Source organism: Allobosea sp. GW822-FHT03F07, from assembly GCF_058801345.1.
The window spans coordinates 70,120-92,405 of record NZ_JBXAND010000002.1; the positions used below are offsets into that span (position 1 = coordinate 70,120).

The following is a 22,286-nucleotide window of genomic DNA, read 5'->3' on the forward strand; positions in this document are numbered from 1 at the left end:
GTTTTGCCGGATGATGCTTTGTTGACCGAACCTTCTTCGCTGACCGAACCTGCGTCCTTTGCCCCGCTCCTCAGCGTGGTCGTGCCCGTCCGCAACGAGGTGGGCAATGTCGGGCCGCTTCTGGCAGACATCGAGACGGCCTGCTCGGCGCTCGGCGCCTTTGAAGTCGTCTTCGTCAATGACGGCTCGAGCGACGGCACGCCGGCGGCGCTGGCAGCCCTTACGTCGAGCCGGCCCTGGCTGCGGATCGTCACCCATGCGCAATCCTGTGGCCAGAGCGCGGCCGTCAGGAGCGGGGTACGCCATGCCCGCGCCCCGATCGTCGCGACGCTCGATGGCGACGGCCAGAACGATCCCGCCTTCCTGCCTGCCATGGTCGAGGCGCTGCAGAAGGCCGGAATGCAGGCCGGTCTGGTTCAGGGGCAGCGCGTCGGGCGCAAGGATACCGGCTTCAAGAAGCTGCAGTCGCGGATCGCCAACGGCGTGCGCGGCCGACTTCTCAAGGACGGCACGCGCGATACCGGCTGCGGGCTGAAATGCTTCCGGCGCGAAGCCTATCTGGCGCTGCCCTATTTCGACGCGCTGCACCGCTTCATGCCGGCGCTGATGGTGCGCGAGGGCTACGCTGTCGTGCATGTCGACGTGCGGGATCGGCCGCGCCTGAGCGGTGTCTCGAACTACGGGTTCTTCGACCGGCTCTGGGTCGGCATCCTCGATCTCGTCGGGGTGTGGTGGCTGATCCGTCGTCGCAAGCGTATCCCGCAGATCGTCACGGAGGCGCAATCATGATCATTTCGATCGGCCATGCGATCTCCGACTACATCTATGACGTCTTCGTGCTGAAGTTCGACTTTTGGCTCGCATTCGGCATCGTCGCGCAGCTGCTCTTCACGGCGCGCTTCCTCGTGCAATGGCTCGCCAGCGAGCGCGAGGGCCAGTCGGTGATGCCGCTGTCCTTCTGGTATTTCTCGATGGCGGGCGGCCTGATGACGCTGATCTACGGCATCGTCCGGCGCGAGCCGATCATCATCATGGGCCAGGCGCTGGCGATGGTCATCTATACGCGCAACCTGATGCTGATCTTCCGCAACCGTAGAAACCGGCCGACGGACTAAAAATCCCCCGGCTCGAAGCCGTGCCGGGTCATCAGACTTCGGTGCCATTCGGTTCCGAGCAGCCGCAACAGCGCCGCATTGAACCGGACCCGGAAATCGCGGGAGGATTTGGCGAAGGCGAAAGCGCCTTGAGCAGGTGGCGCGCCTTTGACCGCGACGACAGCGAGGTCTGGATCGGGGTGGCGAGCGAGAAAACCACGATGTGCCATAGCGACGCTGGCATACGCGTCGGCGCGACCGGACTTGATCATCAGCACGGCTTCTTCCTGAGTGCCGACGCGGATGACGCGCTGATCGGGAATGCCCGCCTCGAGCCCACTTTTCTCCTGAACCTGGTCAGCGACTACGACCAGACACGCTCGTCGATCGGCCGCCACCGCCTCGTAGCTCGTCAGCCGTCTGCCGTCGGCCCGGCGCGTCAGCAGACCGTCTGTCAGCGCCCAGACCGGATGGCTGAAATCGACGAGCCTCTGCCTTTCCGCCGAGATGAAAAGTGGCGTGGTGACCGTCCAGCGTCCATCGACAAGGCCGGGCAGAAGTTCGGCGAACTCCGTCAGCCTCGTCTCGAAGCGATCGATCCCCATTGCCTCGATTACGGCAGTGACGAGTTCCACATCACTGCCGAGCGGTCTACCGTCATCACCCTGAAAGCAGAAGGGCGGCTCCTCCAGATAAGCGAAAACGACCGGATCGAGTGGCATGTCGGCAAGTGCTATCACGCCAAAGCCCGAAGTCTGGCGAAACCGGCGTCGAGATCGGCCTTGAGGTCGTCGAGATCCTCGAGCCCGATATGGATGCGGATTGTCGGGCCCTTGAAGTTCGGCGTCGTCGCGGTGCGGTAGACCTTGCAGTCGAAGGGCAGGACGAGGCTCTCATAGCCGCCCCATGACGCGCCCATGCCGAACAGGGTAAGGCCGTCCAGCATCGCCGCGACTGCCTTCATCGAAACGGGCGCCAGCTCGAAGCTGAAGAGTGAGGAGGCGCCGGTGAAGTCGCGCTTCCAGAGCGCGTGGCCGGGATCCTCGGGCAAGGCCGGGTGCATGACGCGGGCGACTTCGGGACGCTGGCTGAGCCACTGCGCCATGGCGATGCCGGTTGGCATCTGTTCCTTCAAGCGGATCGCCATGGTGCGCATGCCGCGCAGCGTCAGGAAGGCGTCCTCCGGGGCGATGATGACGCCGAGCTGCTCCCAGCTCGAACGCAACTGCTTGTAGAGCTCCGGCGTGCGCGCCGAGACGGTGCCGATCAGCACGTCGGAATGGCCGGCATAGTATTTGGTGCCGGCCTGGACCGAGACATCGACGCCGGCCTTGTGGCTGTCGAAGAACAGCGGCGTCGCCCAGGTGTTGTCCATCATCACCAGGATGTGGCGCGCATGAGCGGCTCTGACGATCGCCGGGATGTCCTGCATCTCGAAGGTCTGGGAGCCCGGCGCCTCGGTCCAGATCGCCTTCGTGTTCGGCTTGAACAGCTCCGCGATGCCCGCGCCCAGCGTGGGATCGTAATAGGTCGTCTCGATGCCCATGCGCTTCAACATCGATTCGCAGAAGATCCGCGTCGGCCGGTAGACGCTGTCGGTCACCAGGACGTGATCGCCGGCGGAGAGGAAGGCCAGGAAGGGCAGGGTGCAGGCCAGCAGGCCCGACGGCGTGATGACGGTGCCGGCGCCACGCTCGATGGTGTTGCAGGCAGCGACCAGCGCGTCGATCGTCGGGTTGCCCTGCGTGCCATAGGTGTAGCGCGCCTTACGGGCCAAAAAGTCCTCAGTGTTGGGATAGACCACAGTCGAGCCGCGCACGATCGGCGGGTTGACGAAGCCGTAGCTGTCGGTGGGATCGCGGCCGGCCATGACGAGACGGGTTCTTTCGCGAAGACGCGCGAAGTCGGACGAAGGCAGCTTTTTCATGGAACCGGCAGGCTCGGGAGCGTCTGGGGGGAATGGGGTCAGGCTTGACCACCCCCACAAACTCGCATGTGATGTATGCAGCGGACAAGGGGCGGCGCCGGTGGGCGCCCTTGCTTGACGGTCATGCGGGGCTCTGGCAATCGACGAGGGGACGTCGCTTATTTTCTGTGCAATCGAGCGGACTGAGATCCGCCGGCGACGGGACTGATGACGGCCTGCCGGCCCCGGCCGGGCAGGAGACCTCAATGGGAGAGAGTTCGATGAAAAAATTTCTGGCAGCCGCGGTCGCAGGGCTCGGGCTCGCGTTCACGGCGACGGCGGTGTCGGCACAGGCGCCCGCAACGCTCGCTCAGGTCAAGCAGCGCAACATCCTCAACTGCGGCTCGAACACCGGCCTCGCCGGCTTCGGCGTTCCGGACGCGCAGGGCAACTGGGGCGGCCTCGACGTTGAGTACTGCCGTGCCGTCGCGGCCGCGATCTTCAACGATCCGACCAAGGTGAAGTTCATTCCGCTCTCGGCGAAGGACCGCTTTACGGCCCTGCAGTCCGGCGAGGTCGATCTGCTGGTCCGTAACTCGACCTGGACGATGACGCGCGACGCCTCGCTCGGCATCCTTTTCACCGGCGTGAACTACTATGACGGCCAGGGCTTCATGGTGCGCAAGAAGCTCGGCGTCACCTCGGCGCTGCAGCTCTCGGGCGCTTCGGTCTGCACCCAGCAAGGCACCACGACCGAGCTGAACCTCGCCGACTTCTTCCGCGCCAACAACCTGAAATACGAGGTCGTCGCCTTCGCCTCGTCCGACGAGACGGTCAAGGCCTATGACGCCGGCCGCTGCGACGCCTTCACCACTGACGCCTCGGGCCTCTATGCCGAGCGCCTGAAGCTGACGGCGCCGGACGACCATATGGTCCTGCCCGAGATCATCTCGAAGGAGCCCCTCGGCCCGTCCGTTCGCAACAACGACCCGCAGTGGTTCAACCTGGTGAAGTGGGTCCACTTCGCCATGCTGAACGCCGAGGAGCTCGGTGTGACCAAGGCCAATGTCGACGAGATGCTGAAGTCGCCCAACCCCGAGATCAAACGTCTGCTCGGCACCGAGGGCAAGTTCGGCGAGACCATCGGCCTGACCCCCGACTGGGTCGTCCGGATCGTCAAGCATGTCGGCAATTACGGCGAATCCTTCGAGCGCAACGTCGGTCAGGGCTCGCTCCTGAAGATCGCCCGCGGCCAGAACGCGCTCTGGACCAAGGGCGGCCTGCAGTACGCTCCGCCGGTTCGCTAAGGTTTTTCGACGGGCGCCGCAGCAACGCGGCGCCCGTCGTTGCCCGACAATCAGGGGGGCCGTATGGGCCCAAAGGAGGAGAGTCAGGCCGTCGGGCTTGGTCCAGGACTTGCTAGCTCATCGAGAACGGGCAGGAACCCGTTCCGCCAACAGGGGAATAAGCATGAATAAAATTTTCGCCGCAGCGATCGTCGCTGCCGCAACGAGTATCTGTGTCGGCGGGGCGCAGGCTCAGACCGGGCTGCTCGCTCAGATCAAGACCAAGGGCGTCCTGACCTGCGGCGTTGGTCCCGGCCTCGCCGGCTTTGGCATCCCCGATGCCCAAGGCGTCTGGAGCGGGCTCGACGTCGATCTCTGCAAGGCCATTTCGGCTGCGATCTTCAACGATCCGAACAAGGTCAAATACATCCCGCTTTCTTCGAAGGACCGCTTCACGGCCCTCCAGTCGGGCGAGGTTGACCTTCTCTCCCGCAACACGACCTGGACGATGTCGCGCGACACCTCGCTCGGCCTGAACTTCGCGGGCGTGAACTACTATGACGGCCAGGGCTTCCTGGTCCGCAAGAAGCTCGGCGTCGATTCCGCGCTCAAGCTCGCCGGCGCCTCGGTCTGCACCCAGCAGGGCACGACGACCGAACTGAACCTTGCCGATTTCTTCCGCGCCAACAAGCTGAAGTACGAGGTCGTCGCTTTCGCCTCCGCGGACGAGACGATCAAGGCCTATGAATCGGGCCGCTGCGACGCCTTCACCACCGACGCCTCGGGCCTCTATGCCGAGCGCCTGAAGCTCTCGGTCCCGGCCGACCACATCGTCCTGCCCGAGATCATCTCCAAGGAGCCGCTCGGCCCGGTCGTGCGTCATGGCGACGACAACTGGCTCGACATCGTCAAATGGACGCACAACGCCATGCTGAACGCCGAAGAGCTCGGCGTGACCAAGGCCAATGTCGACGAAATGCTGAAGTCCGATAACCCGGAGATCAAGCGCCTCGTGGGCGCCGAGGGCAAGTTCGGGGAGGCCATCGGCCTGACCAACGACTGGGCCTACCGGATCGTCAAGCATGTCGGCAATTACGGCGAGTCCTTCGAGAAGAATGTCGGCTCGGGCTCGCTTCTGAAGATCGCCCGCGGCCAGAACGCGCTCTGGACCAAGGGCGGGCTGCAATACGCCCCGCCGATCCGCTGAGGTTCGGAAAAAGATGGGCGCCGGCGACCCGGCCGACGCCCATCGCTTCGGATATGCGCCCTTCATTCCGCACGGCAAGTGCATGGTCCGGGACTTGCTAAGCGTTCTGGGTGCGGGTGCAAGCCCGCATCCAAAACAGGGGAACGCAATGAAAAAATTCGTCAAATCTGCTCTGGCGGTCGCGTCGGTCCTGCTCGGCGCCAGCGTTGCCGAGGCGCAGACCGGGCTGCTCCCGCAGATCAAGGCAAGAGGCGCGGTCAATTGCGGCACCAGCCCGGGCCTGGCCGGGTTCGCGATGCCCGATGCTCAGGGCAAGTATTCCGGCATCGATGTCGATCTCTGCCGCGCATTGGCAGCCGCGATCTTCAACGATCCGCTCAAGGTCAAGTTCATACCGCTTTCCTCGAAGGATCGCTTCACGGCGCTCCAAGCGGGCGAGGTCGACCTGCTTTCGCGCACGACCACATGGACGATGTCGCGCGACACCTCGCTCGGCCTCAATTTCGCGGGCATCAACTACTTCGATGGCCAGGGCTTCATGGTCCGCAAGAAGCTCGGCGTCGACTCCGCGCTCAAGCTCGCGGGCGCCTCCGTCTGCGTCGCGCAGGGCACCACCACCGAGCTCAACCTCGCTGACTTCTTCCGCGCCAACAAGATGAACTACGAGGTCGTGGCGTTCTCGAGTGGCGACGAAACCATCAAGGCCTATGAATCGGGCCGTTGCGATGCCTTCACCACGGATTCCTCGGGTCTCTACGCCGAGCGGCTGAAGCTCGCGGTGCCGGCCGACCACATCGTGCTGCCCGAGATCATCTCGAAGGAGCCGCTCGGCCCGGTCGTGCGGCATGGCGACGACAACTGGCTCGACGTGGTCAAATGGACACACAACGCCATGCTAAACGCCGAAGAGCTCGGCGTGACCAAGGCGAATGTCGATGACATGCTGAAATCCGAGAACCCGGAGATCAAGCGACTCCTTGGCACGGAAGGCAAGTTCGGCGAGGCGATCGGCCTGACCAATGACTGGGCCTACCGGATCGTCAAGCATGTCGGAAATTACGGCGAGATCTTCGAAACGAATGTCGGCTCGGGCTCGCTATTGAAGATCGCACGGGGCCAGAATGCGCTCTGGACCAAGGGCGGGCTGCAATATGCGCCGCCGATCCGCTGAGGGGGCGGTGCGACGGTCCGAATGTTGAGAGAACGACCGGCGACGGCGCAGGCCGCCGCCGGTCCATAGGCCGCAATCAAAACCAAAAAAGGGCGTAACAGGTGTCGACCATTCCGACAGAGACGGTACAACCAGGCAAAGCCTCACTCTTCTACGATCCCAAGATACGAGGCTATGTCTACCAGATCGCCCTGGTGGCGATCGTCGGCTTCCTGATCTGGTCGGCTGCTTCCAACGCCATCGAGAACCTGCGGGCGCAGAAGATCGCCTCGGGCTTCGGCTTCTGGCACAACGCGGCCGGCTTCGACGTCAATCAGAAGCTGATCCCGTTCAGCGCCGCGGGCTCGACCTATGGCCAGGCCTTCTGGGTCGGCCTGCTGAATACGCTTCTGGTGGCGTCGATCGGCATCGTGCTCGCCACTTTCCTCGGCTTCTTCGTCGGTGTGGCACGGCTGTCCAGCAACTGGGTGCTGGCTAAGCTGGCGATGATCTATGTCGAGGTCATCCGCAACCTGCCGCTGCTGCTGCAACTGTTCTTCTGGTACAATGCGGTGCTGAAGCCGTTGCCGGATGCGCGCAATTCGATTGCGCTACCCGGTTCGATCTTCCTGAACAATCGCGGCCTGATCCTGCCGAACCCGCAATTCGCGCCGGCCTTTCAGGCCGTGGTGATCGCCTTCTTCGTCGCGCTCGTCGCCGCGATCGTCTTCTACCGCTGGTCGAAAAAGCAGCAGGAGCGCACCGGTACGCAGTATCCGAACGGGCTGATCTCGTCCGGTCTGATCCTCGGCGTGCCCCTGCTGGTCTATTTCGCTGCCGGACAACCGCTCTCTTTCGAGTTTCCACAGCAGGGCCGGTTCAACCTCACCGGCGGTCTGCAGATCTTCCCGGAATTCGTTGCGCTGCTGATCGGCCTGACGACCTATACCGCCGGCTTCATCGCCGAGGTGGTGCGCGCCGGCATCCTCGCCGTCTCCAAGGGGCAGACCGAGGCGGCGCATGCGCTGGGCCTGCGTGCCGGCCCGACGCTGAAGCTCGTCGTGATCCCGCAGGCGATGCGCGTGATCATCCCGCCACTGACTTCGAACTATCTCAACCTGACTAAGAACTCCTCGCTGGCGGTCGCCATCGGCTATCCCGATCTCGTCCAGGTCTTCACCGGCACGGTGCTGAACCAGACGGGGCAGGCGGTCGAGGTCGTCGCCATCACCATGGCGGTCTATCTGACCATTTCGCTCGTGACGTCCCTGTTCATGAACATCTACAACAAGCGCATGGCGCTGGTGGAACGGTGAGGGCGCCACGATGACCGATGCAACCACCGAAAATGCCCCGTTCGCCTTCGTCCGCAAGGAAACGTTGGAGCAGGAAGCCGCGCCGCTCTCCGTGGCCGGCCCCGTCGCCTGGATCCGGAACAACCTGTTCTCGGGGCCGGTGAATTCGCTGATGACGCTGGTCTGCCTCTATATCGTGGCGACCAGCGTACCTGACCTCGTGCGGTTCTATTTCATCGACGCCGTCTGGAGCGGCGCCAACCGCGATGCGTGCCTCGCAGAAAAGGTCGGCCGGCCGGTCGGCGCCTGCTGGGCCTATGTCGGGGATCGCTTCCAGTATTTCATCTACGGCTCCTATCCGGTGCAGCAGCGCTGGCGGGTCAATATCGTCTTCGCGATGTTCGCGATCGGCGTGGTCTGGATGCTGTGGGACCGGGCGCCTCTGAAGAAGGTGGGCGCGTTCTTCTTCTTCGTGATGCTGCCGATCAGCGCCTATGTGCTGCTGCTCGGCGGCAACAGTGCCGAGAGCTTCCTGCGCTTCCTGATCCTGCTGACCTTTGCGCTGGCGGTGCTCTATCTCGTCCTGTCCTTCGTGCCGTCGCTCGCCCGGTTCTGGACCGGCCCGGCGCTGCTCGCAGTCGAAGAGGCGGCGCCGCCCTGGCAGCGCTTCTACCGGCCCAAGCGCCTGATCCTGATGGCCATGGTCATCTTCGGCCTGATCGCGGTGCTGGCCAATTCGGTCGGGCTGCCACGGGTCGATACCGGCCTTTGGGGCGGCATGATGGTGACCTTCCTGATCGCGGCGGTCGGCATCGTCTTCTCGCTGCCGCTGGGCGTGATGCTGGCGTTGGGGCGCCGCTCGAGGCTGCCGGCGATCCAGTTGCTCTCGGTGATCTTCATCGAATTCGTGCGCGGCGTGCCATTGATCACCGTGCTGTTCATGGCCAACACGATGCTGCCGCTGTTCGTGCCGCAGGAGTACTCGCCGGACCGTCTGCTGCGGCCGCTGATCGGCGTCGCGCTGTTCGCCGCCGCCTATATGGCGGAGGTGATCCGCGGCGGCCTGCAGGCGATCCCCAAGGGCCAGTATGAGGGCGCGATGTCGCTCGGCCTCGGCTACTGGCAGATGATGCGGCTGATCATCCTGCCGCAGGCGCTGCGCATCGTGATCCCGGGCATCGTCAACACCTTCATCGGGCTGTTCAAGGATACGACGCTGGTCACCATCGTCGGCATCTTCGACTTCCTGAGGACCATCGAAGCGACGCTGGTCGATCCGACCTGGGCCACTCCGACCACCCGCGCGACGGGCTATGCCTTCGCCGCGATCTTCTATTTCCTGTGCTGCTGGGGCATGTCGCGCTACTCGATCGCGGTCGAGAGACGCCTCGCCGCCGGCCAGAGACGCTGAAAGGGACCACGATCATGGCAATGGCAGAGATGAAGACGACGGATTCCCGTCCCGCGGCCCTGAAGCCGACCTCATTGAACACGCCCACCGCCGTCGAGATGATCGGCGTGAACAAGTGGTATGGCGAGTTCCACGTGCTGCGCGACATCAACCTGAAGGTCGAGCGCGGGGAGAAGCTGGTGATCTGCGGGCCTTCGGGATCGGGCAAGTCGACGATGATCCGCTGCATCAACCGGCTGGAGGAGCACCAGAAGGGTTCGATCATCGTCGACGGGACGGAACTGACCAACGATCTCAAGAAGATCGACGAGATTCGGCGCGATGTCGGGATGGTGTTCCAGCACTTCAACCTATTCCCGCATCTGACGATCCTCGAAAACCTGACGCTGGCGCCGATCTGGGTGAGGAAGCTGCCCAAGAAGGACGCCGAGGAGATCGCGATGCACTATCTCAAGCGCGTCAAGATCCCCGAGCAGGCGGCGAAATATCCGGGCCAGCTCTCGGGCGGCCAGCAGCAGCGCGTGGCGATCGCGCGTTCGCTCTGCATGAGCCCGAAGATCATGCTGTTCGACGAGCCGACCTCGGCGCTCGACCCGGAGATGGTCAAGGAGGTGCTCGACACCATGGTCTCGCTGGCCGAGGAGGGCATGACCATGCTCTGCGTCACGCACGAGATGGGCTTCGCCCGCCAGGTCGCCGACCGCGTCATCTTCATGGATGCCGGGCAGATCGTCGAAATGAACAAGCCCAACGAGTTCTTCAAGAACCCCCAGCACGAACGCACCAAGCTCTTCCTCTCGCAGATCCTCCACTGAGACGAGACCAAGGGATTCCAGTTGGCGCGCCGGAGCAATCCGGCGCGCTATTTCTTTGAGAACACTGGCCTTTTGCTGGTCTGTCAGGAGCTACGGCAGGGCCGTTTCCGGGCGAGCTGGAACAATGACGGCCGACGATGGTTGTCTCCACAAATCGGAGGAACCATCATGAAGCCCTTCATTCCCGCCTTGCTGGCTGCCCTGATCACGACGGGCGGTGCCTATGCCCAGTCGATCAGTATCGGCCCCGGCGGGGTCGAGGTCGATCCGCGGTCGCCGCGCGAACGCGCCGTCGATCGTGAAATCCGCCGCGAGGAGCGCGCCCGCGAGCGCGAGCGCTACTACCGTGTTCGCGACCGCAGCGATTGCCGCACGATCACGACGGTTCGCGAGACGCCTCGCGGCGAGGTTCGTCGCACGGAACGTGTCTGCGACTGATCGTTCCAGCCAGACAACGAAAAAGCCCGCCTTGCAAGCGTAAGGCGGGCTATTTCGTTATTGCGCGAGGAGGCCCTATTTGCCGTCGCGCGCCTTGACCGCCGTGTCGGGAAAGTCGCTGAAGAGCCCGTCGATGCCGAGCGCCAGGAAGGCCTTGTATTCGTTGGCCGGGTCGCCCTTGAAATCAGAGGCGAGGCGCTTCGGCTCGCTGCGGAACGTCCAGCTATGGACGAGAAGCCCTGCGGCATGGGCGTTCTTCACCACATCGGAGGCCGGCAGCAGCACCCGGTCGCGCTCGTCGATGGCGCCGTCCTTGTTGAGATCCTGCGGCTTGCCGTCGGCGCCGATAATCTGCTTGCCTGGCATCAGATAAGGCTTCCACGGTGCGACGCCATCGGCATAGGTCGCGATCTCCTTCAAGCCTTCCGCCGTGACGAGATCCTTGAAGCTGCGCTTGTCGCCGGTGACGACGAAATCATAGGGCTTGTCGAAGGGGGCGGCGACGACGATACCGCCATCCTTGTCGACATCGTCCGCATCGACGAGCTGGAACAGACGCACCTGCGTCTTGCCGCGTAGATATTTCAGATTGGCGGTCTCGAAACTCTGGATGATCACGGGCGAGGATTTCTCAGTCCAGCCCGCGGCCTTGAGGGCGTCGAGCAGCCGGTCTTCGAGCGGCAGGCCGATCGCGGCATGGAAGATCGAGTGTTTGGTCTCGGGGTAGATGCCGATGGTGCGGCCGAGACGGGTGCTCTCCGACTTGGCGAGATCGATGATCTCCTGGAAGGTCGGGATCTCGTATTTGCCGTTATGCGACTGGTCGCGATCGGCGAAAGCCTGCTTGGCGCGCAGCGTCTTGATCTCGGCCAGGGTGAAATCACCGGCGAACCAGTCCGTCGTCTCGACGCCGTCGACCTTACGCGTGGTCTTGCGGCTGGCGAATTCGGGGCGGCTCGCGACGTCGGTCGTGCCGCTCATGATCGGCTCATGCCGGGCGATCAGGACGCCGTCCTTGGTGGCGACGAGATCGGGCTCGATGAAGTCGGCCCCCTGTTCGATCGCGAGCTTGTAGGCTTCGAGGGTGTGCTCGGGGCGATAGCCGCTGGCGCCGCGGTGGCCGACGATGAGCGGCTTCTGGCCGGATAGCGTCGGGGCAGGCGAAGTCTGGGCCGGCGCCGCCTGGGGCGCGAGCAGGACCAGGCCGAGAACGGTCGCAAGGCCGGTGGAAAGCAGGGTTTTCGTCATCATGGCATCGATCCTTGGAGCGTCGTTTCCAGCGCGACCCTGATCGGGCGATGTGACAGGCGGTTGAATGCCTGATGGCCTCCCCGCAGCCATGGCCGCGGGGAGGCGAAAGCATCAGCGGCGCGGGCTGTTCTCGAGCGTGGTCTTGGCGTCCAGGCGCTTGGCCGGCGGCGGGGTCAGGTCCGGTGCGGGCTGGGCGGCGCAGGCGGCGAGCGCGAGCGCGATCAGAGAAGCGAGAACGAGATGGCCGGCGCGCAGCATCGATCAGAACCTTTTGTTGCAAGAGGCAGTTGCCTCGTCTTTCAGCCTGTGGAAGGACCGCGTCAAGAGTATGTCGCTGGGTGCGCTATCACTGTGCGCCATGTTTGAAATCGTCCAATCTCGATATTGGCTCGCACAATGACCGGCGCATCGACGAGCGTCCGGCCCCGGAATTCGCCGCCATGACCGGTTCAGCACAATGACGCCTGCCGCCCGCCTCAGCGCCGCCATCGAGGTGCTTGACGACATCATCCAGCGCCGCCGCCCGGCCTCCGACGCGCTCAAGGACTGGGGCCTGTCGCGCCGTTTCGCCGGTTCGAAGGACCGGGCCGCGATCGCCTCGCTGGTCTATGATGCCTTGCGTCGGAAGGCCTCCAGTTCCTTCGTCATGGGTTCGGAGGCGCCGCGCGCCCTGGTGCTCGGCATGCTGGCGCGCGTACGCAGTCTCGGGCTGGAGGAGATCGCCTCGCTCTGCTCCGGCGAAAACCATGCTCCCGTGCCACTGGAGTCCGAGGAGGTCGATCGGCTCGTCGCGCTGTCGCTGCGGGGCGCTCCCGATTGGGTCCGCGCCGATGTGCCCGAGTGGCTCTGGCCGGCCTTCGCATCCGCCTTCGGCATTGATGCGGTGGCCGAGGGCGAGGCGCTCGCCGGACGTGCGCCGATCGACATCCGGGCGAACCGGCTCAAGACCACGCGCGAGGCGCTGATGGCCGACCTCGCCCATGCGAGCCCGGAAGCGGGGGCATGGTCACCGGACGCACTGCGCTTCCAGCCCGGTCATGACGGGCGGGGACCCTCGCTTCAGGCCGAGCCCGCCTTCTTCGCCGGCGGCTTCGAAATCCAGGACGAAGGCTCGCAACTCGTCACGCTGCTGGCAGGCGCACGACCCGGGCAGACCGTCATCGACCTTTGCGCCGGGGCAGGGGGCAAGACGCTGGCTTTGGCGGCGCTGATGAACAATCAGGGGCGGCTCTTTGCGACCGATCTCGACAGCCGCAGGCTCGCCCCGCTGCATGAGCGGCTGGCGCGTTCGGGGGCAAGCATCGTCGAGATCCGGATTCCGCGCTCGCGCGGCCATGAACCGCTGGCCGATGTCGAGGGGCAGGCCGACCTCGTGCTCGTCGATGCGCCCTGCACGGGTTCGGGCACCTGGCGGCGCAATCCGGACGCGAAATGGCGGGTGCGGCCGGGCGCTCTCGGGGAGCGAATGAAGGATCAGGCCGAGGTGCTGGCGCGCGCCGCGCGGCTGGTCAGGCCGGGTGGGCGCATTGCCTACATTACCTGCTCTGTACTTCCGATGGAGAACGATGCCGCGATCACGGAGTTGCTGGAGGGGCAGGCCGGATTGAGCGTGGTGCCGCTCGCGCAGATCCTGGCGTCGGAGGAGGGGGATTTCGGCCTGCTGGCGCGCTTTGCGACTGTGCATGGTGTTCAGCTCTCGCCGAGAAGGACCGGAACCGACGGCTTTTACCTGGCCTGCGTCCAGCGCGGGGCCTGACACAGGAAACAGGCCGTTGCACGCCGTCGCGCGATGGCTTAACCGGGCGCGATGACGAGCGAAACGCACCACGACTCCATCCTCATCATCGACTTCGGTTCGCAGGTCACGCAGCTCATCGCGCGACGCATCCGCGAGATCGGCGTCTATTGCGAGATCGCGCCGTTCCAGTCCGCATCCGAAGCCTTCCAGAGGCTGAAGCCGAAGGGCGTGATTTTCTCGGGCGGGCCAGCCTCGGTGCCCGACGAGGGCTCGCCGCGCGCACCGCAGGAGGTGTTCTCCACCGGCTTGCCGGTGCTGGGCATCTGCTACGGCCAACAGACCATGGCGCAGCAGCTCGGCGGCAAGGTCGAGAGCGGCCACGCCGCGGAATTCGGCCGGGCCGATGTCGAGATCGTCACGCCGTCGGCACTGTTCGAGGGCGTCTGGGAGGAGGGCGGTCGCTATCCCGTCTGGATGAGCCATGGCGACCGTGTCACGCAGTTGCCCGCCGGCTTCACCGTCAAGGCGACCTCCGAGAACGCGCCCTATGCCGTGGCCAGCGACGAGGCGCGGCGCTTCTACTCGACGATGTTCCACCCCGAGGTCGTGCATACGCCCGATGGCGGCAAGCTCCTGCGCAACTTTGTCGTGAACATCTGCGGCTGCGTGCCCGACTGGAGCATGTCGGCCTATCGCGCCGAGATGCAGAAGAAGATCCGCGAGCAGGTCGGCACGGGCCGCGTCATCTGCGGGCTCTCCGGCGGCGTCGATTCGGCTGTTGCGGCCGTGCTGATCCATGAGGCGATCGGCGATCAGCTCACCTGCGTCTTCGTCGATCACGGGCTGATGCGGATGAACGAGGCGGAGGAGGTCGTCCGTCTGTTCCGTGACCACTACAACATCCCGCTCGTCCATGTTGAAGCCGAAGAGCTTTTTCTGTCGGAGCTGGCCAAATGCGGCGCCGATCCGGAGGCCAAGCGCAAGACCATCGGTCGGCTTTTCATCGACGTCTTCGATGCCGAGGCCGCCAAGCTCGGCGGCGCGGATTTCCTGGCGCAGGGCACACTCTACCCCGACGTGATCGAGAGCGTCTCGTTCTCCGGCGGGCCCTCGGTCACGATCAAGTCGCACCATAATGTCGGCGGCCTGCCCGAGCGCATGAAGATGAAGCTCGTCGAGCCGCTGCGCGAGCTGTTCAAGGACGAGGTCCGTGTGCTCGGCCGCGAGCTCGGCCTGCCCGAGGCCTTCGTTGGCCGCCATCCCTTCCCGGGGCCAGGCCTCGCCATCCGCTGCCCCGGCGAGATCACCAAGGAGAAGCTCGATATCCTGCGCAAGGCGGATGCGATCTATCTCGACGAGATCCGCAAGGCCGGCCTCTACGACGTGATCTGGCAGGCCTTCGCCGTGCTGCTGCCGGTGCGCACCGTCGGCGTGATGGGCGACTACCGCACCTATGACCATGTCTGCGCGCTGCGCGCCGTGACTTCGGTCGATGGCATGACGGCGGATTTCTATCCCTACGACATGGCCTTCCTCGGCCGCACCGCCACGCGGATCATCAACGAGGTCAAGGGCATCAACCGCGTCGTCTACGACGTGACCTCGAAGCCACCCGGCACGATCGAGTGGGAGTGACGGATACAAACGGCGGCAATAGCGTAGTTTCGGCGGTGATTTTCGCCTTCGCTTGATTGCCGTTCTCGTCCGTCTGTCACTCCATTGAACTGGCCTCCTACTCCATTCCGCGTTTTTTCGTCCCGTTCAAAAACGCGGCGCTGTTTTGCCAAATGCGATGCGGTTTTAGAAAGAAGCCCACGACTTAGACGAGCGATGGCGGAAGGGGTGGGATTCGAACCCACGGTGGGCTTGCACCCACGGCGGTTTTCAAGACCGCTGCCTTAAACCACTCGGCCACCCTTCCGGTGCCGCAGTCATTGCCGGTCGCAGGGCGATTTGGCAAGCGCCATGAGCGCGGGGCGCGCGCGGTTCCGATGTTGCCTCAACGTATCCGGGGGAAAAAGGGCTTTCTAACCTGCCGGGCAGTCCTCTGATGACGTTCTGATTGCCCGATTGAACCCGATGCTGCGTTGCGGCGACGAATGGTTGTCAGCGATCGCTGATGCTCATTCGGACCATTTCCATGTCGCGCTCGCTCCGCATTTTCGGTTTCGCCCTGGCCTCGCTGACCATCGTCACCGTGGCGCTCGCCCAGCAGAGCGGCAACAGCCGCACCGACATCAAGCCGGTCTCCGTCGTCGCTGCCGATGAGGGGAAGGCACGGCTGTCGCGTTCGGTCGAGCCGCGCCGGGCCTTGACCGATTGCCCGGCGGGCGTGTGCGACACGCCGCCGAAGAGCGCCCGCACGGCCCAGACCGAGAATTGGGCTCAGCACGGCTGCGGCAGCGGCACCATGGTCGCGCGCGACCGCAGCGGCAAGGCGATCCGGCGGATCTGCCAGAGCCTCTGATCGGTCGGAATCGGCGCCTAGACCGCCACGCCGTGGAGGTCGTAAGCGTCGGCGCGCTCGATCTTCACGCTGACGATGTCGCCGGGACGCAAGGGTCTGCGGCTCGCGACATAGACGTTGCCGTCGATCTCGGGGGCATCCCATTTCGAGCGGCCCTTGGCCACCGTCGGGCCGGCCTCGTCGATGATGACCTGGATGCGTTTGCCGACGCGATTCCTGACGATGCGGGTCGAGATCTCGGCCTGGGCCTTCATGAAGCGATGCCAGCGCGCCTCCTTCTCCTCCTCGGGGACGAGGGGGAGGCCGAGGTCGTTGGCGGGCGCGCCCTTGACCGGCTCGTATTTGAAGGCGCCGACGCGTTCCAGCTTCGCCTCTTTCAGCCAGTCGAGCAGGAACTGCACGTCGTCCTCGGTCTCGCCGGGGAAGCCAACGATGAAGGTCGAGCGGATGGCGAGATCGGGGCAGATCTCGCGCCATTTGCGCAAGCGATCGAGCGTCTTGTCCTGATGAGCCGGCCGCTTCATCGCCTTGAGGACGTTGGGCGAGGCGTGCTGGAAGGGGATGTCGAGATAGGGCAGGATCAGCCCTTCCTGCATCAGCGGGATGACCTCGTCGACATGCGGGTAAGGGTAGACGTAGTGCATTCGCACCCAGACCCCCATCTGGCCCAGTTCACGCGCCAGCTCGAAGAAGCGGGTGCGGACCTCGCGATCCTGCCAGAGCGAGGGCTTGTACTTGATGTCGAGCCCATAGGCGCTGGTGTCCTGCGAGATCACCAGCAGTTCCTTGACGCCGGCCTTCACCAGCTTCTCGGCCTCGCGCAGCACATCGCCGATCGGCCGCGAGACGAGATCGCCGCGCAGCTTGGGGATGATGCAGAAGCTGCAGCGGTTGTTGCAGCCTTCCGAGATCTTCAGATAGGCGTAGTGGCGCGGGGTGAGCTTGACGCCCTGGTCCGGCACGAGGTCGACGAAGGGATCGTGGCGGGGCGGAACCGCCTGGTGCACGGCAGAGACGACGCTCTCATAGGCCTGCGGCCCGGTGATCGCGAGCACGTTCGGGAAGGCGTCGCGGATCTGCTCGGGCTCGGCACCCATGCAGCCGGTGACGATGACCTTGCCGTTCTCGGCCATGGCGGCGCCGATCGCCTCGAGCGATTCCGCCTTGGCCGAGTCGAGGAAGCCGCAGGTGTTGACGATGACGAGGTCGGAGCCCGCATGGCTCTTGCTCAACTCATAGCCTTCGGAGCGCAGCGAGGTGATGATGCGCTCGGAATCGACGAGCGCCTTCGGGCATCCCAGCGAAACGAAAGAAATCTTCGGCGCGACGGCGTTCATCGGCGGGCTGCTCGACAGTTCTGAAAGGGGGCGGCACGGCTTAAGCTCGCGCGCGCCCTCCTTTGAACCGTTTCAGCCTGTTTGGCAAATCCGGCGTGCGAGGCCGGCGGCATTCTTGCCCTGCCGGTCCTCAGACGGCGACTGTCGCGACCGGACGCTCGGGGTCCTGCGTCCAGTCGGTCATCGAGCCGTCATAGAGGGCGACCTCGTCGCGGCCGAACAGCTCCGACATCACGAACCAGTTCAGCGCCGCGGTGTGGCCGGTGTTGCAATAGGAGATCGCGGGCCCCTGGGGCACGCCTCCGAACAGGCTCGACAGTTCGCTCGGCGGCTTCAAACGCCCCGTCGCCGGGTCGAAAGCCTCGGCATAGTCGCGCGAGACCGCACCCGGGATATGCCCGGCGCGAGTCGCCTCGGGCGCTTTCTCGCGGCCCTCGAAATAGCTGGCGGAGCGCGCATCGACGAGCGTCGCGAGCTTGCTGCGCGAGGCTACGAGGGTGGCGTCGCTGGTGCTGCGCAGGCGCTGCTGCATCACGACAGGGTAGGGGGCGGCAGGCTTCGGAGAGGAGGGGCCGGCCTCGACCGAGCGCGCGCCATCGGCCGTCCAGGCCTTGAAGCCGCCGTCGAGTATGGCCTGCTGGCCGTGGCCGATCGTCTTCAGCGTCCAGTAGACGCGGGCGGCCGCGGCGAAATCCGTGGCGCTGACGCCGGCGGGCACGATCACCACGTCGTCATGCGGCTTGATGCCGAGCCGGCCGACGAGCGCGGCGAGATGATCGAGCGAGGGCAGGAGCCCCGGCGCATTGCCGACCTTGGCGCGCCAGCCATCGGCGGCATAGTCGGAATGCACGGCGCCGGGTACATGGCCGGCCTCATAGGCCGCCTTGCCGCCGCCATCGATGGAGGAGCGAATGTCGACGACGACGAGGTTGCCGTCGCCGAGCCGCGCCTGGAGTGCCTCGGGGCTGATCAGTCCGGAAAAGGCATTATCGCTCATTCGGCCGCTTCCTTCTTCAGGTTGTCGACGATGTCGATCGTGTAGGTGAACTCGGCGGTGGCTCCGAGCATGATCGAAGCCGAACAGTATTTTTCCTTCGACAATGTGACGGCACGCTCGACCTTGGCGGGCGAGAGGCCGGGGCCACTGATCCGATAGGCGAGGTGGATCCTGGTGAAGACCTTGGGGTCTTCCGTGGCGCGCTCCGCCTCGACCTCGACGTCGCAGCCGGTCACCGGCTCGCGTCCCTTCTTCAGGATCTGCACGACGTCGAAGCCGGTACAGCCGGCAAGCCCGATCAGCAGCATCTCCATCGGCCGGATGCCGATATTACGTCCGCCATACTCGGGAGCGCCATCCATCATGACGGCATGGCCGCTGCCGGCTTCGCCCATGAAGGCCATGCCTTCGACCCATCTCGCACGTGCTTTCACGGTCCGCCTCCTGACTTGCGACTCAACCTATGGATAGTCGCTTGGCCGCAATGAGGCGAGCCGGGCAGCATCTTGGGCGGATTGTCAGGCGTGACGGCGATCGGTTAGCGACGAAGAGCCGGTCCGCGCCTCGCCCAGCGCATGCCCGACCATCACGAGCACGGGCCCGCCCTTCGGCAGTTCGCGCAGGCGCTCGGGCAGGGTCGCTATGGTCGCGGTTACGCGGGTCTCGCCGGGCAGCGTTGCCGCCTGCACGGCGATCGCCGGCGTCGCGGGATCGAGCCCGGCCGCGATCGCCCGGTCTCGGAAGCCCGACAGCGTGGCGCGCGCCATGTAGATCACCGTGGTTGCATGAGGATCGGCCATGGCGCGCCAGTCGAGATCCTCCGGCAGGTCGCCGCTGCGGGCATGGCCGGTGACGAATTGCAGCCGGCGGGCGTGGTCGCGATGGGTCAAAGACAGACCCAGCGAGGCGGCGGCGCCCTGTGCGGCGGAGATGCCGGGGACGATGACGACGGGAAGACCCGCCGCGTTGCAGGCGGCGATCTCCTCGCCGGCGCGCCCGAAAATGCCGGGGTCGCCGCCCTTCAGCCGCACCACATGCTTGCCCTGGCTCGCCAGCGATACGATCAGCGCGTTGATCTCGCTCTGCTTGACCGAGGGGCCATAGCCCTTCTTGCCGACCATCATGCGCTTGGCCTCGCGCCGCGCCAGTTCGAGCACGCCCGGCGAGACGAGGTCGTCATAGAGGATGATGTCGGCGCTCTGGAGCGCGCGGATCGCCTTCAGCGTCAGCAGATCGGGATCGCCGGGTCCTGCGCCGACGAGACTGACCCGGCCCGTCGCGTCCTGGCTGCCCTCGATCTGGTCGAGCGCCGCGAACAGGGCCTCCCGGTCGCTCTCGTCCGGCGTCCGCTCGGGAGCGCTCATCGCCCTGCCGGTGAAGAGCTCCCAAAAGGCGCGCCGCAGCGCGAAGGGCAGTTCGCGCGCCTGCACGGCCGGCCGCCAGTCCTTCGCCGCCTGCGCCCAATGCTTGAGGCCAGCCGGCAGCAAGGTCTCGATCCTCGCGCGGATCGCCTGCCCGAAGACGGGGGCTGCGCCGTCGGTCGAGATCGCGACGACCAGCGGCGAGCGGTTGACCAGCGTGCCGAAGGAGACATCGCAGAATTCCGGCTTGTCGACGATGTTGACCGGCGCTCCGGCCTGCCTTGCCGCGTCGACGAAGGCACGGATCTCGCCCTCGTCCTCGATGTCGCCGACGGCGAGCGCCGTCCCCTGAAGGTCGTCAGCCCGCCAGATGCGGGCATGGACGATGATGCGCCCGCCGGGCGACGCGGCGGCGAGGGCCTCGAACGGCTCCGCGCCCTGACCGGCGAAGACGTGCAGTTCGGCGCCGGTCGCGGCCAGCAGTTCGGCCTTCCAGAGTGCGCCCTCGCTGTCGCCGGCGAGCACGACCTTTCGTCCTTCCAGCTTGTGGAAGAGCGGCAATGTTGCGAGCTGCTCGATGCGGCGGGCGCGATTGGTCTCGGGGCGTCTCTGGGTCATCGTCTTCGTATCTGGCGCATCAGGCCGGTTCTGTCACGCGCAGCGCCGAGCCTGCTCAGGCCTTCATTTTCTCGCTGCGCTTGACCGCCTGCCAGAGGTCTTCGAGTTCGGCGAGGCTGGCATCGGCGGCGACCTTGCCCTGCGCTTCCAGAGCCTGCTCGATCCCCTTGAAACGCCGTTCGAATTTGGCGTTGGCCGCTTGCAGGCAACCTTCCGGATCGGCATCGACATGGCGGGCGAGGTTGGCGACGACGAAGAGCAGGTCTCCGATCTCTTCGGCGATGGCCGCCTTGTCGCCGGAAGCCAGCGCCTCGTCGATCTCGGCGGTTTCCTCGCGGATCTTGTCGAGCACGAGGCGCGCATCGTTCCAGTCGAAGCCGACCGTCGAGGCCCGGGCCTGCAGCTTCCAGGCGCGGGTGAGGGCGGGCAGCCCCTGCGTGACGCCGGCAAGAACGCCCTTCTCTTCGACCTCCTCGGGCAAGCCCGCAGCCTTTCGGGCCGCCGCCTTGCCGGCCTTCTCCTGCGCCTTGATCCTGTGCCAGAGCGTCTTGACCTCCGCCGGCGACATATCGCGGGCATCGCCGAAGACATGCGGATGGCGCCGGACGAGCTTGGCGGTGATCGCCTCGACCACGTCGGGGAAGGCGAAAGCCCCTTCCTCCTCGGCCATACGCGAATGGAAGACGACCTGAAGCAGCAGGTCGCCGAGTTCGTCCTTGAGGTCGAGGAGATCGCCGCGCGCAATCGCATCGGCCACCTCATAGGCCTCCTCGATCGTGTAGGGGGCGATCGAGGCGAAATCCTGCTCGAGATCCCAGGGGCAGCCCGTGCCCGGCGTGCGGAGCGCCGCCATGATCTCGATCAGCCGGGCGATATCGCGAGATGGCTGCAAGGGGAGAAACTCCGGGAGGAATAGGCTACGGTTCCTCCCATGATTCAAGTCACGCCGTCCATCGCCATCGACGAGAGCGAGATCGAGGAAAGCTTCGTGCGCGCCTCCGGTCCAGGGGGCCAGAACGTCAACAAGGTCTCCAGCGCGGTGCAGCTCAAATTCGATGCGCGCCGTTCGCCCTCGCTTCCGAACGACGTCGCGATCCGGCTGATGAAGCTCGCCGGCAGCCGGCTGACGCAGGACGGCGTGATCGTCATCGTAGCGCAGGCCCAGCGCAGCCAAAAGCGCAACCGCGAGGAGGCGCTCGAACGGCTGCTGGAGATGATTCGCGAAGCGTCGGTGCGCCCGCAGACGCGTCGGCCGACTAAGCCGACCAAGGCCTCGAAGGAGCGCCGGCTGGTCTCCAAGGACAAGCGCTCGTCGATCAAGGCCGGCCGTGCCAAGCCGGGCGCCGATTGATGGAGGCAGCGCAAGCGGGCTCGGGCCGATTCGAGCGCCGAGCCCCACGACGCATCACCGCTGACTATCTCCAGCGCGCGGCGATGCACTATCTCGAACGCTATGCCGCTCCGGCCGCGCAGTTGCGCCGCGTGCTGGCGCGCAAGGTCTTGCTGAGCTGCCGGCATCATGGCCAGGAGCCAGCAGCGTTCGACGAGATGCTGGATGAGGTCGTTGCGCGCTGCGTCGCCTCCGGGCTGGTCGATGATCAGCGCTTCGCGGAAGCCAGAGCGGCAAGGATGCGGCGCAGGGGGCGGTCCTCCCGCGCCGTCGCGGCCAGTCTCTCGGCAAAGGGCGTCGCCCGTGATCTTGCAGCCGAGGTCAGCGAAGGCTGTGCGGAACAGGAGATGGCGGCTGCGATGAAGACTGCGCGGCTCAAGCGGCTGGGTCCGTGGAGTCGTGGTGATCGCGGGCTTTCGCGCCAGAAGGACCTCGCAGCGATGGCGCGGGCCGGCTTTCCGATGACGATCGCCCGCGCCGTGATCGACGGCGCGGGCGATGAGGAGATGGCTGGCGGGTGAGGTG

The 22,286-nt window shown here is 65.3% G+C and carries 23 protein-coding genes and 1 tRNA gene; 14 read left to right on the top strand and 10 right to left on the bottom strand.

Features of this window, described 5'->3' with window-relative positions:
• The first annotated feature begins 21 nt into the window (after nt 1–21).
• Entirely contained in the window at nt 22–789 is a 768-nt protein-coding gene (locus tag AC1RMY_RS08890; protein WP_492863637.1) for a glycosyltransferase family 2 protein, read from the top strand.
• Nucleotides 786–1,115, top strand: a complete 330-nt coding sequence (locus AC1RMY_RS08895) for a lipid-A-disaccharide synthase N-terminal domain-containing protein (RefSeq protein ID WP_492863638.1) — start codon at nt 786–788, stop codon at nt 1,113–1,115. Before AC1RMY_RS08890 ends, AC1RMY_RS08895 begins: the two co-directional genes overlap by 4 nt.
• On the opposite strand, the gene AC1RMY_RS08900 is transcribed toward AC1RMY_RS08895, so the two are convergent.
• The gene (locus AC1RMY_RS08900; RefSeq protein ID WP_492863639.1) at nt 1,112–1,816 is read right to left on the bottom strand and encodes a transporter substrate-binding domain-containing protein; all 705 of its coding nucleotides are present in this window, start codon (nt 1,814–1,816) and stop codon (nt 1,112–1,114) included. The genes AC1RMY_RS08895 and AC1RMY_RS08900 overlap by 4 nt on opposite strands.
• 14 nt (nt 1,817–1,830) lie before the next feature.
• On the bottom strand, nt 1,831–3,021 hold the full coding sequence (gene metC, locus AC1RMY_RS08905; RefSeq protein WP_492863640.1) for a cystathionine beta-lyase: 1,191 nt from the start codon (nt 3,019–3,021) through the stop codon (nt 1,831–1,833).
• A 260-nt stretch (nt 3,022–3,281) separates the two neighbouring features.
• Here metC and AC1RMY_RS08910 point away from each other — a divergent pair, with 260 nt between their 5' ends.
• From AC1RMY_RS08910 to AC1RMY_RS08940, 7 genes are all read left to right on the top strand, one after another.
• Nucleotides 3,282–4,307: an amino acid ABC transporter substrate-binding protein gene (locus AC1RMY_RS08910; protein ID WP_492863641.1), complete on the top strand. Its 1,026-nt coding sequence runs from the start codon at nt 3,282–3,284 to the stop codon at nt 4,305–4,307.
• Nucleotides 4,308–4,470: 163 nt separating this feature from the next.
• Nucleotides 4,471–5,493: an amino acid ABC transporter substrate-binding protein gene (locus tag AC1RMY_RS08915; protein WP_492863642.1), complete on the top strand. Its 1,023-nt coding sequence runs from the start codon at nt 4,471–4,473 to the stop codon at nt 5,491–5,493.
• Nucleotides 5,494–5,641: 148 nt separating this feature from the next.
• Nucleotides 5,642–6,664: an amino acid ABC transporter substrate-binding protein gene (locus AC1RMY_RS08920; RefSeq protein WP_492863643.1), complete on the top strand. Its 1,023-nt coding sequence runs from the start codon at nt 5,642–5,644 to the stop codon at nt 6,662–6,664.
• Between the two features lie 101 nt (nt 6,665–6,765).
• Complete coding sequence (locus AC1RMY_RS08925; protein ID WP_492863644.1) at nt 6,766–7,959, top strand: amino acid ABC transporter permease; 1,194 nt, start codon at nt 6,766–6,768, stop codon at nt 7,957–7,959.
• Nucleotides 7,960–7,969: 10 nt separating this feature from the next.
• Nucleotides 7,970–9,349 carry an amino acid ABC transporter permease gene (locus tag AC1RMY_RS08930; RefSeq protein ID WP_492863645.1) on the top strand — a complete coding sequence of 460 codons (1,380 nt, stop codon included), beginning with the start codon at nt 7,970–7,972 and terminating at the stop codon, nt 9,347–9,349.
• A 98-nt stretch (nt 9,350–9,447) separates the two neighbouring features.
• Nucleotides 9,448–10,164: an amino acid ABC transporter ATP-binding protein gene (locus AC1RMY_RS08935; RefSeq protein ID WP_492864433.1), complete on the top strand. Its 717-nt coding sequence runs from the start codon at nt 9,448–9,450 to the stop codon at nt 10,162–10,164.
• Nucleotides 10,165–10,332: 168 nt separating this feature from the next.
• Nucleotides 10,333–10,602 carry a hypothetical protein gene (locus tag AC1RMY_RS08940; protein WP_492863646.1) on the top strand — a complete coding sequence of 90 codons (270 nt, stop codon included), beginning with the start codon at nt 10,333–10,335 and terminating at the stop codon, nt 10,600–10,602.
• Nucleotides 10,603–10,677: 75 nt separating this feature from the next.
• On the opposite strand, the gene AC1RMY_RS08945 is transcribed toward AC1RMY_RS08940, so the two are convergent.
• Both AC1RMY_RS08945 and AC1RMY_RS08950 read right to left on the bottom strand, forming a co-directional pair.
• Nucleotides 10,678–11,853, bottom strand: a complete 1,176-nt coding sequence (locus tag AC1RMY_RS08945) for a glycerophosphodiester phosphodiesterase (RefSeq protein WP_492863647.1) — start codon at nt 11,851–11,853, stop codon at nt 10,678–10,680.
• 111 nt (nt 11,854–11,964) lie between these two features.
• Nucleotides 11,965–12,111: a hypothetical protein gene (locus tag AC1RMY_RS08950; protein WP_492863648.1), complete on the bottom strand. Its 147-nt coding sequence runs from the start codon at nt 12,109–12,111 to the stop codon at nt 11,965–11,967.
• 199 nt (nt 12,112–12,310) lie between these two features.
• Between AC1RMY_RS08950 and AC1RMY_RS08955 the strand changes: the two genes are divergently transcribed.
• Together AC1RMY_RS08955 and guaA are read left to right on the top strand one after the other, a co-directional pair.
• Nucleotides 12,311–13,609 (top strand): RsmB/NOP family class I SAM-dependent RNA methyltransferase, encoded by a 1,299-nt coding sequence (locus tag AC1RMY_RS08955; RefSeq protein WP_492863649.1) that lies wholly within the window; start codon nt 12,311–12,313, stop codon nt 13,607–13,609.
• Between the two features lie 51 nt (nt 13,610–13,660).
• Complete coding sequence (gene guaA / locus AC1RMY_RS08960) at nt 13,661–15,226, top strand: glutamine-hydrolyzing GMP synthase (RefSeq protein WP_492863650.1); 1,566 nt, start codon at nt 13,661–13,663, stop codon at nt 15,224–15,226.
• A gap of 196 nt (nt 15,227–15,422) precedes the next feature.
• On the opposite strand, the gene AC1RMY_RS08965 is transcribed toward guaA, so the two are convergent.
• A tRNA-Ser gene (locus tag AC1RMY_RS08965) sits at nt 15,423–15,512 on the bottom strand.
• 219 nt (nt 15,513–15,731) lie between these two features.
• Here AC1RMY_RS08965 and AC1RMY_RS08970 point away from each other — a divergent pair.
• Complete coding sequence (locus AC1RMY_RS08970; protein ID WP_492863651.1) at nt 15,732–16,058, top strand: hypothetical protein; 327 nt, start codon at nt 15,732–15,734, stop codon at nt 16,056–16,058.
• A gap of 17 nt (nt 16,059–16,075) precedes the next feature.
• Here AC1RMY_RS08970 and rimO read toward each other — a convergent pair whose 3' ends face one another.
• The 5 genes from rimO to mazG form a co-directional block, all read right to left on the bottom strand.
• Nucleotides 16,076–17,395, bottom strand: coding sequence for a 30S ribosomal protein S12 methylthiotransferase RimO (rimO, locus tag AC1RMY_RS08975; RefSeq protein ID WP_492863652.1), 1,320 nt, complete (start codon nt 17,393–17,395; stop codon nt 16,076–16,078).
• A 130-nt stretch (nt 17,396–17,525) separates the two neighbouring features.
• Entirely contained in the window at nt 17,526–18,392 is an 867-nt protein-coding gene (locus tag AC1RMY_RS08980) for a sulfurtransferase (protein ID WP_492863653.1), read from the bottom strand.
• Nucleotides 18,389–18,826 carry an OsmC family protein gene (locus AC1RMY_RS08985; RefSeq protein WP_492863654.1) on the bottom strand — a complete coding sequence of 146 codons (438 nt, stop codon included), beginning with the start codon at nt 18,824–18,826 and terminating at the stop codon, nt 18,389–18,391. The genes AC1RMY_RS08980 and AC1RMY_RS08985 overlap by 4 nt, the downstream gene beginning before the upstream one ends.
• An 84-nt stretch (nt 18,827–18,910) precedes the next feature.
• On the bottom strand, nt 18,911–20,371 hold the full coding sequence (gene cysG / locus AC1RMY_RS08990) for a siroheme synthase CysG (RefSeq protein ID WP_492863655.1): 1,461 nt from the start codon (nt 20,369–20,371) through the stop codon (nt 18,911–18,913).
• Nucleotides 20,372–20,426: 55 nt separating this feature from the next.
• Complete coding sequence (mazG, locus tag AC1RMY_RS08995; protein WP_492863656.1) at nt 20,427–21,263, bottom strand: nucleoside triphosphate pyrophosphohydrolase; 837 nt, start codon at nt 21,261–21,263, stop codon at nt 20,427–20,429.
• 39 nt (nt 21,264–21,302) lie between these two features.
• Between mazG and arfB the strand changes: the two genes are divergently transcribed.
• Complete coding sequence (gene arfB, locus AC1RMY_RS09000) at nt 21,303–21,722, top strand: alternative ribosome rescue aminoacyl-tRNA hydrolase ArfB (RefSeq protein ID WP_492863657.1); 420 nt, start codon at nt 21,303–21,305, stop codon at nt 21,720–21,722.
• On the top strand, nt 21,722–22,282 hold the full coding sequence (locus AC1RMY_RS09005; protein ID WP_492863658.1) for a regulatory protein RecX: 561 nt from the start codon (nt 21,722–21,724) through the stop codon (nt 22,280–22,282). The genes arfB and AC1RMY_RS09005 overlap by 1 nt, the downstream gene beginning before the upstream one ends.
• The last annotated feature ends 4 nt before the right edge of the window (nt 22,283–22,286 follow it).

What these genes read in the sequence shown, in the direction of transcription:
- AC1RMY_RS09005 (WP_492863658.1), top strand. Translation starts at nt 21,722, where the DNA reads ATGGAGGCAGCGCAAGCGGGCTCGGGCCGATTCGAGCGCCGAGCCCCA.
- AC1RMY_RS08970 (WP_492863651.1), top strand. Translation starts at nt 15,732, where the DNA reads ATGTCGCGCTCGCTCCGCATTTTCGGTTTCGCCCTGGCCTCGCTGACC.
- AC1RMY_RS08945 (WP_492863647.1), bottom strand. Translation starts at nt 11,853, where the DNA reads ATGATGACGAAAACCCTGCTTTCCACCGGCCTTGCGACCGTTCTCGGC.
- AC1RMY_RS08950 (WP_492863648.1), bottom strand. Translation starts at nt 12,111, where the DNA reads ATGCTGCGCGCCGGCCATCTCGTTCTCGCTTCTCTGATCGCGCTCGCG.
- AC1RMY_RS08930 (WP_492863645.1), top strand. Translation starts at nt 7,970, where the DNA reads ATGACCGATGCAACCACCGAAAATGCCCCGTTCGCCTTCGTCCGCAAG.
- AC1RMY_RS08955 (WP_492863649.1), top strand. Translation starts at nt 12,311, where the DNA reads ATGACGCCTGCCGCCCGCCTCAGCGCCGCCATCGAGGTGCTTGACGAC.
- AC1RMY_RS08900 (WP_492863639.1), bottom strand. Translation starts at nt 1,816, where the DNA reads ATGCCACTCGATCCGGTCGTTTTCGCTTATCTGGAGGAGCCGCCCTTC.
- AC1RMY_RS08920 (WP_492863643.1), top strand. Translation starts at nt 5,642, where the DNA reads ATGAAAAAATTCGTCAAATCTGCTCTGGCGGTCGCGTCGGTCCTGCTC.
- guaA (WP_492863650.1), top strand. Translation starts at nt 13,661, where the DNA reads ATGACGAGCGAAACGCACCACGACTCCATCCTCATCATCGACTTCGGT.
- rimO (WP_492863652.1), bottom strand. Translation starts at nt 17,395, where the DNA reads ATGAACGCCGTCGCGCCGAAGATTTCTTTCGTTTCGCTGGGATGCCCG.
- cysG (WP_492863655.1), bottom strand. Translation starts at nt 20,371, where the DNA reads ATGACCCAGAGACGCCCCGAGACCAATCGCGCCCGCCGCATCGAGCAG.
- AC1RMY_RS08940 (WP_492863646.1), top strand. Translation starts at nt 10,333, where the DNA reads ATGAAGCCCTTCATTCCCGCCTTGCTGGCTGCCCTGATCACGACGGGC.
- AC1RMY_RS08935 (WP_492864433.1), top strand. Translation starts at nt 9,448, where the DNA reads ATGATCGGCGTGAACAAGTGGTATGGCGAGTTCCACGTGCTGCGCGAC.
- metC (WP_492863640.1), bottom strand. Translation starts at nt 3,021, where the DNA reads ATGAAAAAGCTGCCTTCGTCCGACTTCGCGCGTCTTCGCGAAAGAACC.
- AC1RMY_RS08915 (WP_492863642.1), top strand. Translation starts at nt 4,471, where the DNA reads ATGAATAAAATTTTCGCCGCAGCGATCGTCGCTGCCGCAACGAGTATC.
- AC1RMY_RS08895 (WP_492863638.1), top strand. Translation starts at nt 786, where the DNA reads ATGATCATTTCGATCGGCCATGCGATCTCCGACTACATCTATGACGTC.
- AC1RMY_RS08910 (WP_492863641.1), top strand. Translation starts at nt 3,282, where the DNA reads ATGAAAAAATTTCTGGCAGCCGCGGTCGCAGGGCTCGGGCTCGCGTTC.
- arfB (WP_492863657.1), top strand. Translation starts at nt 21,303, where the DNA reads ATGATTCAAGTCACGCCGTCCATCGCCATCGACGAGAGCGAGATCGAG.
- AC1RMY_RS08980 (WP_492863653.1), bottom strand. Translation starts at nt 18,392, where the DNA reads ATGAGCGATAATGCCTTTTCCGGACTGATCAGCCCCGAGGCACTCCAG.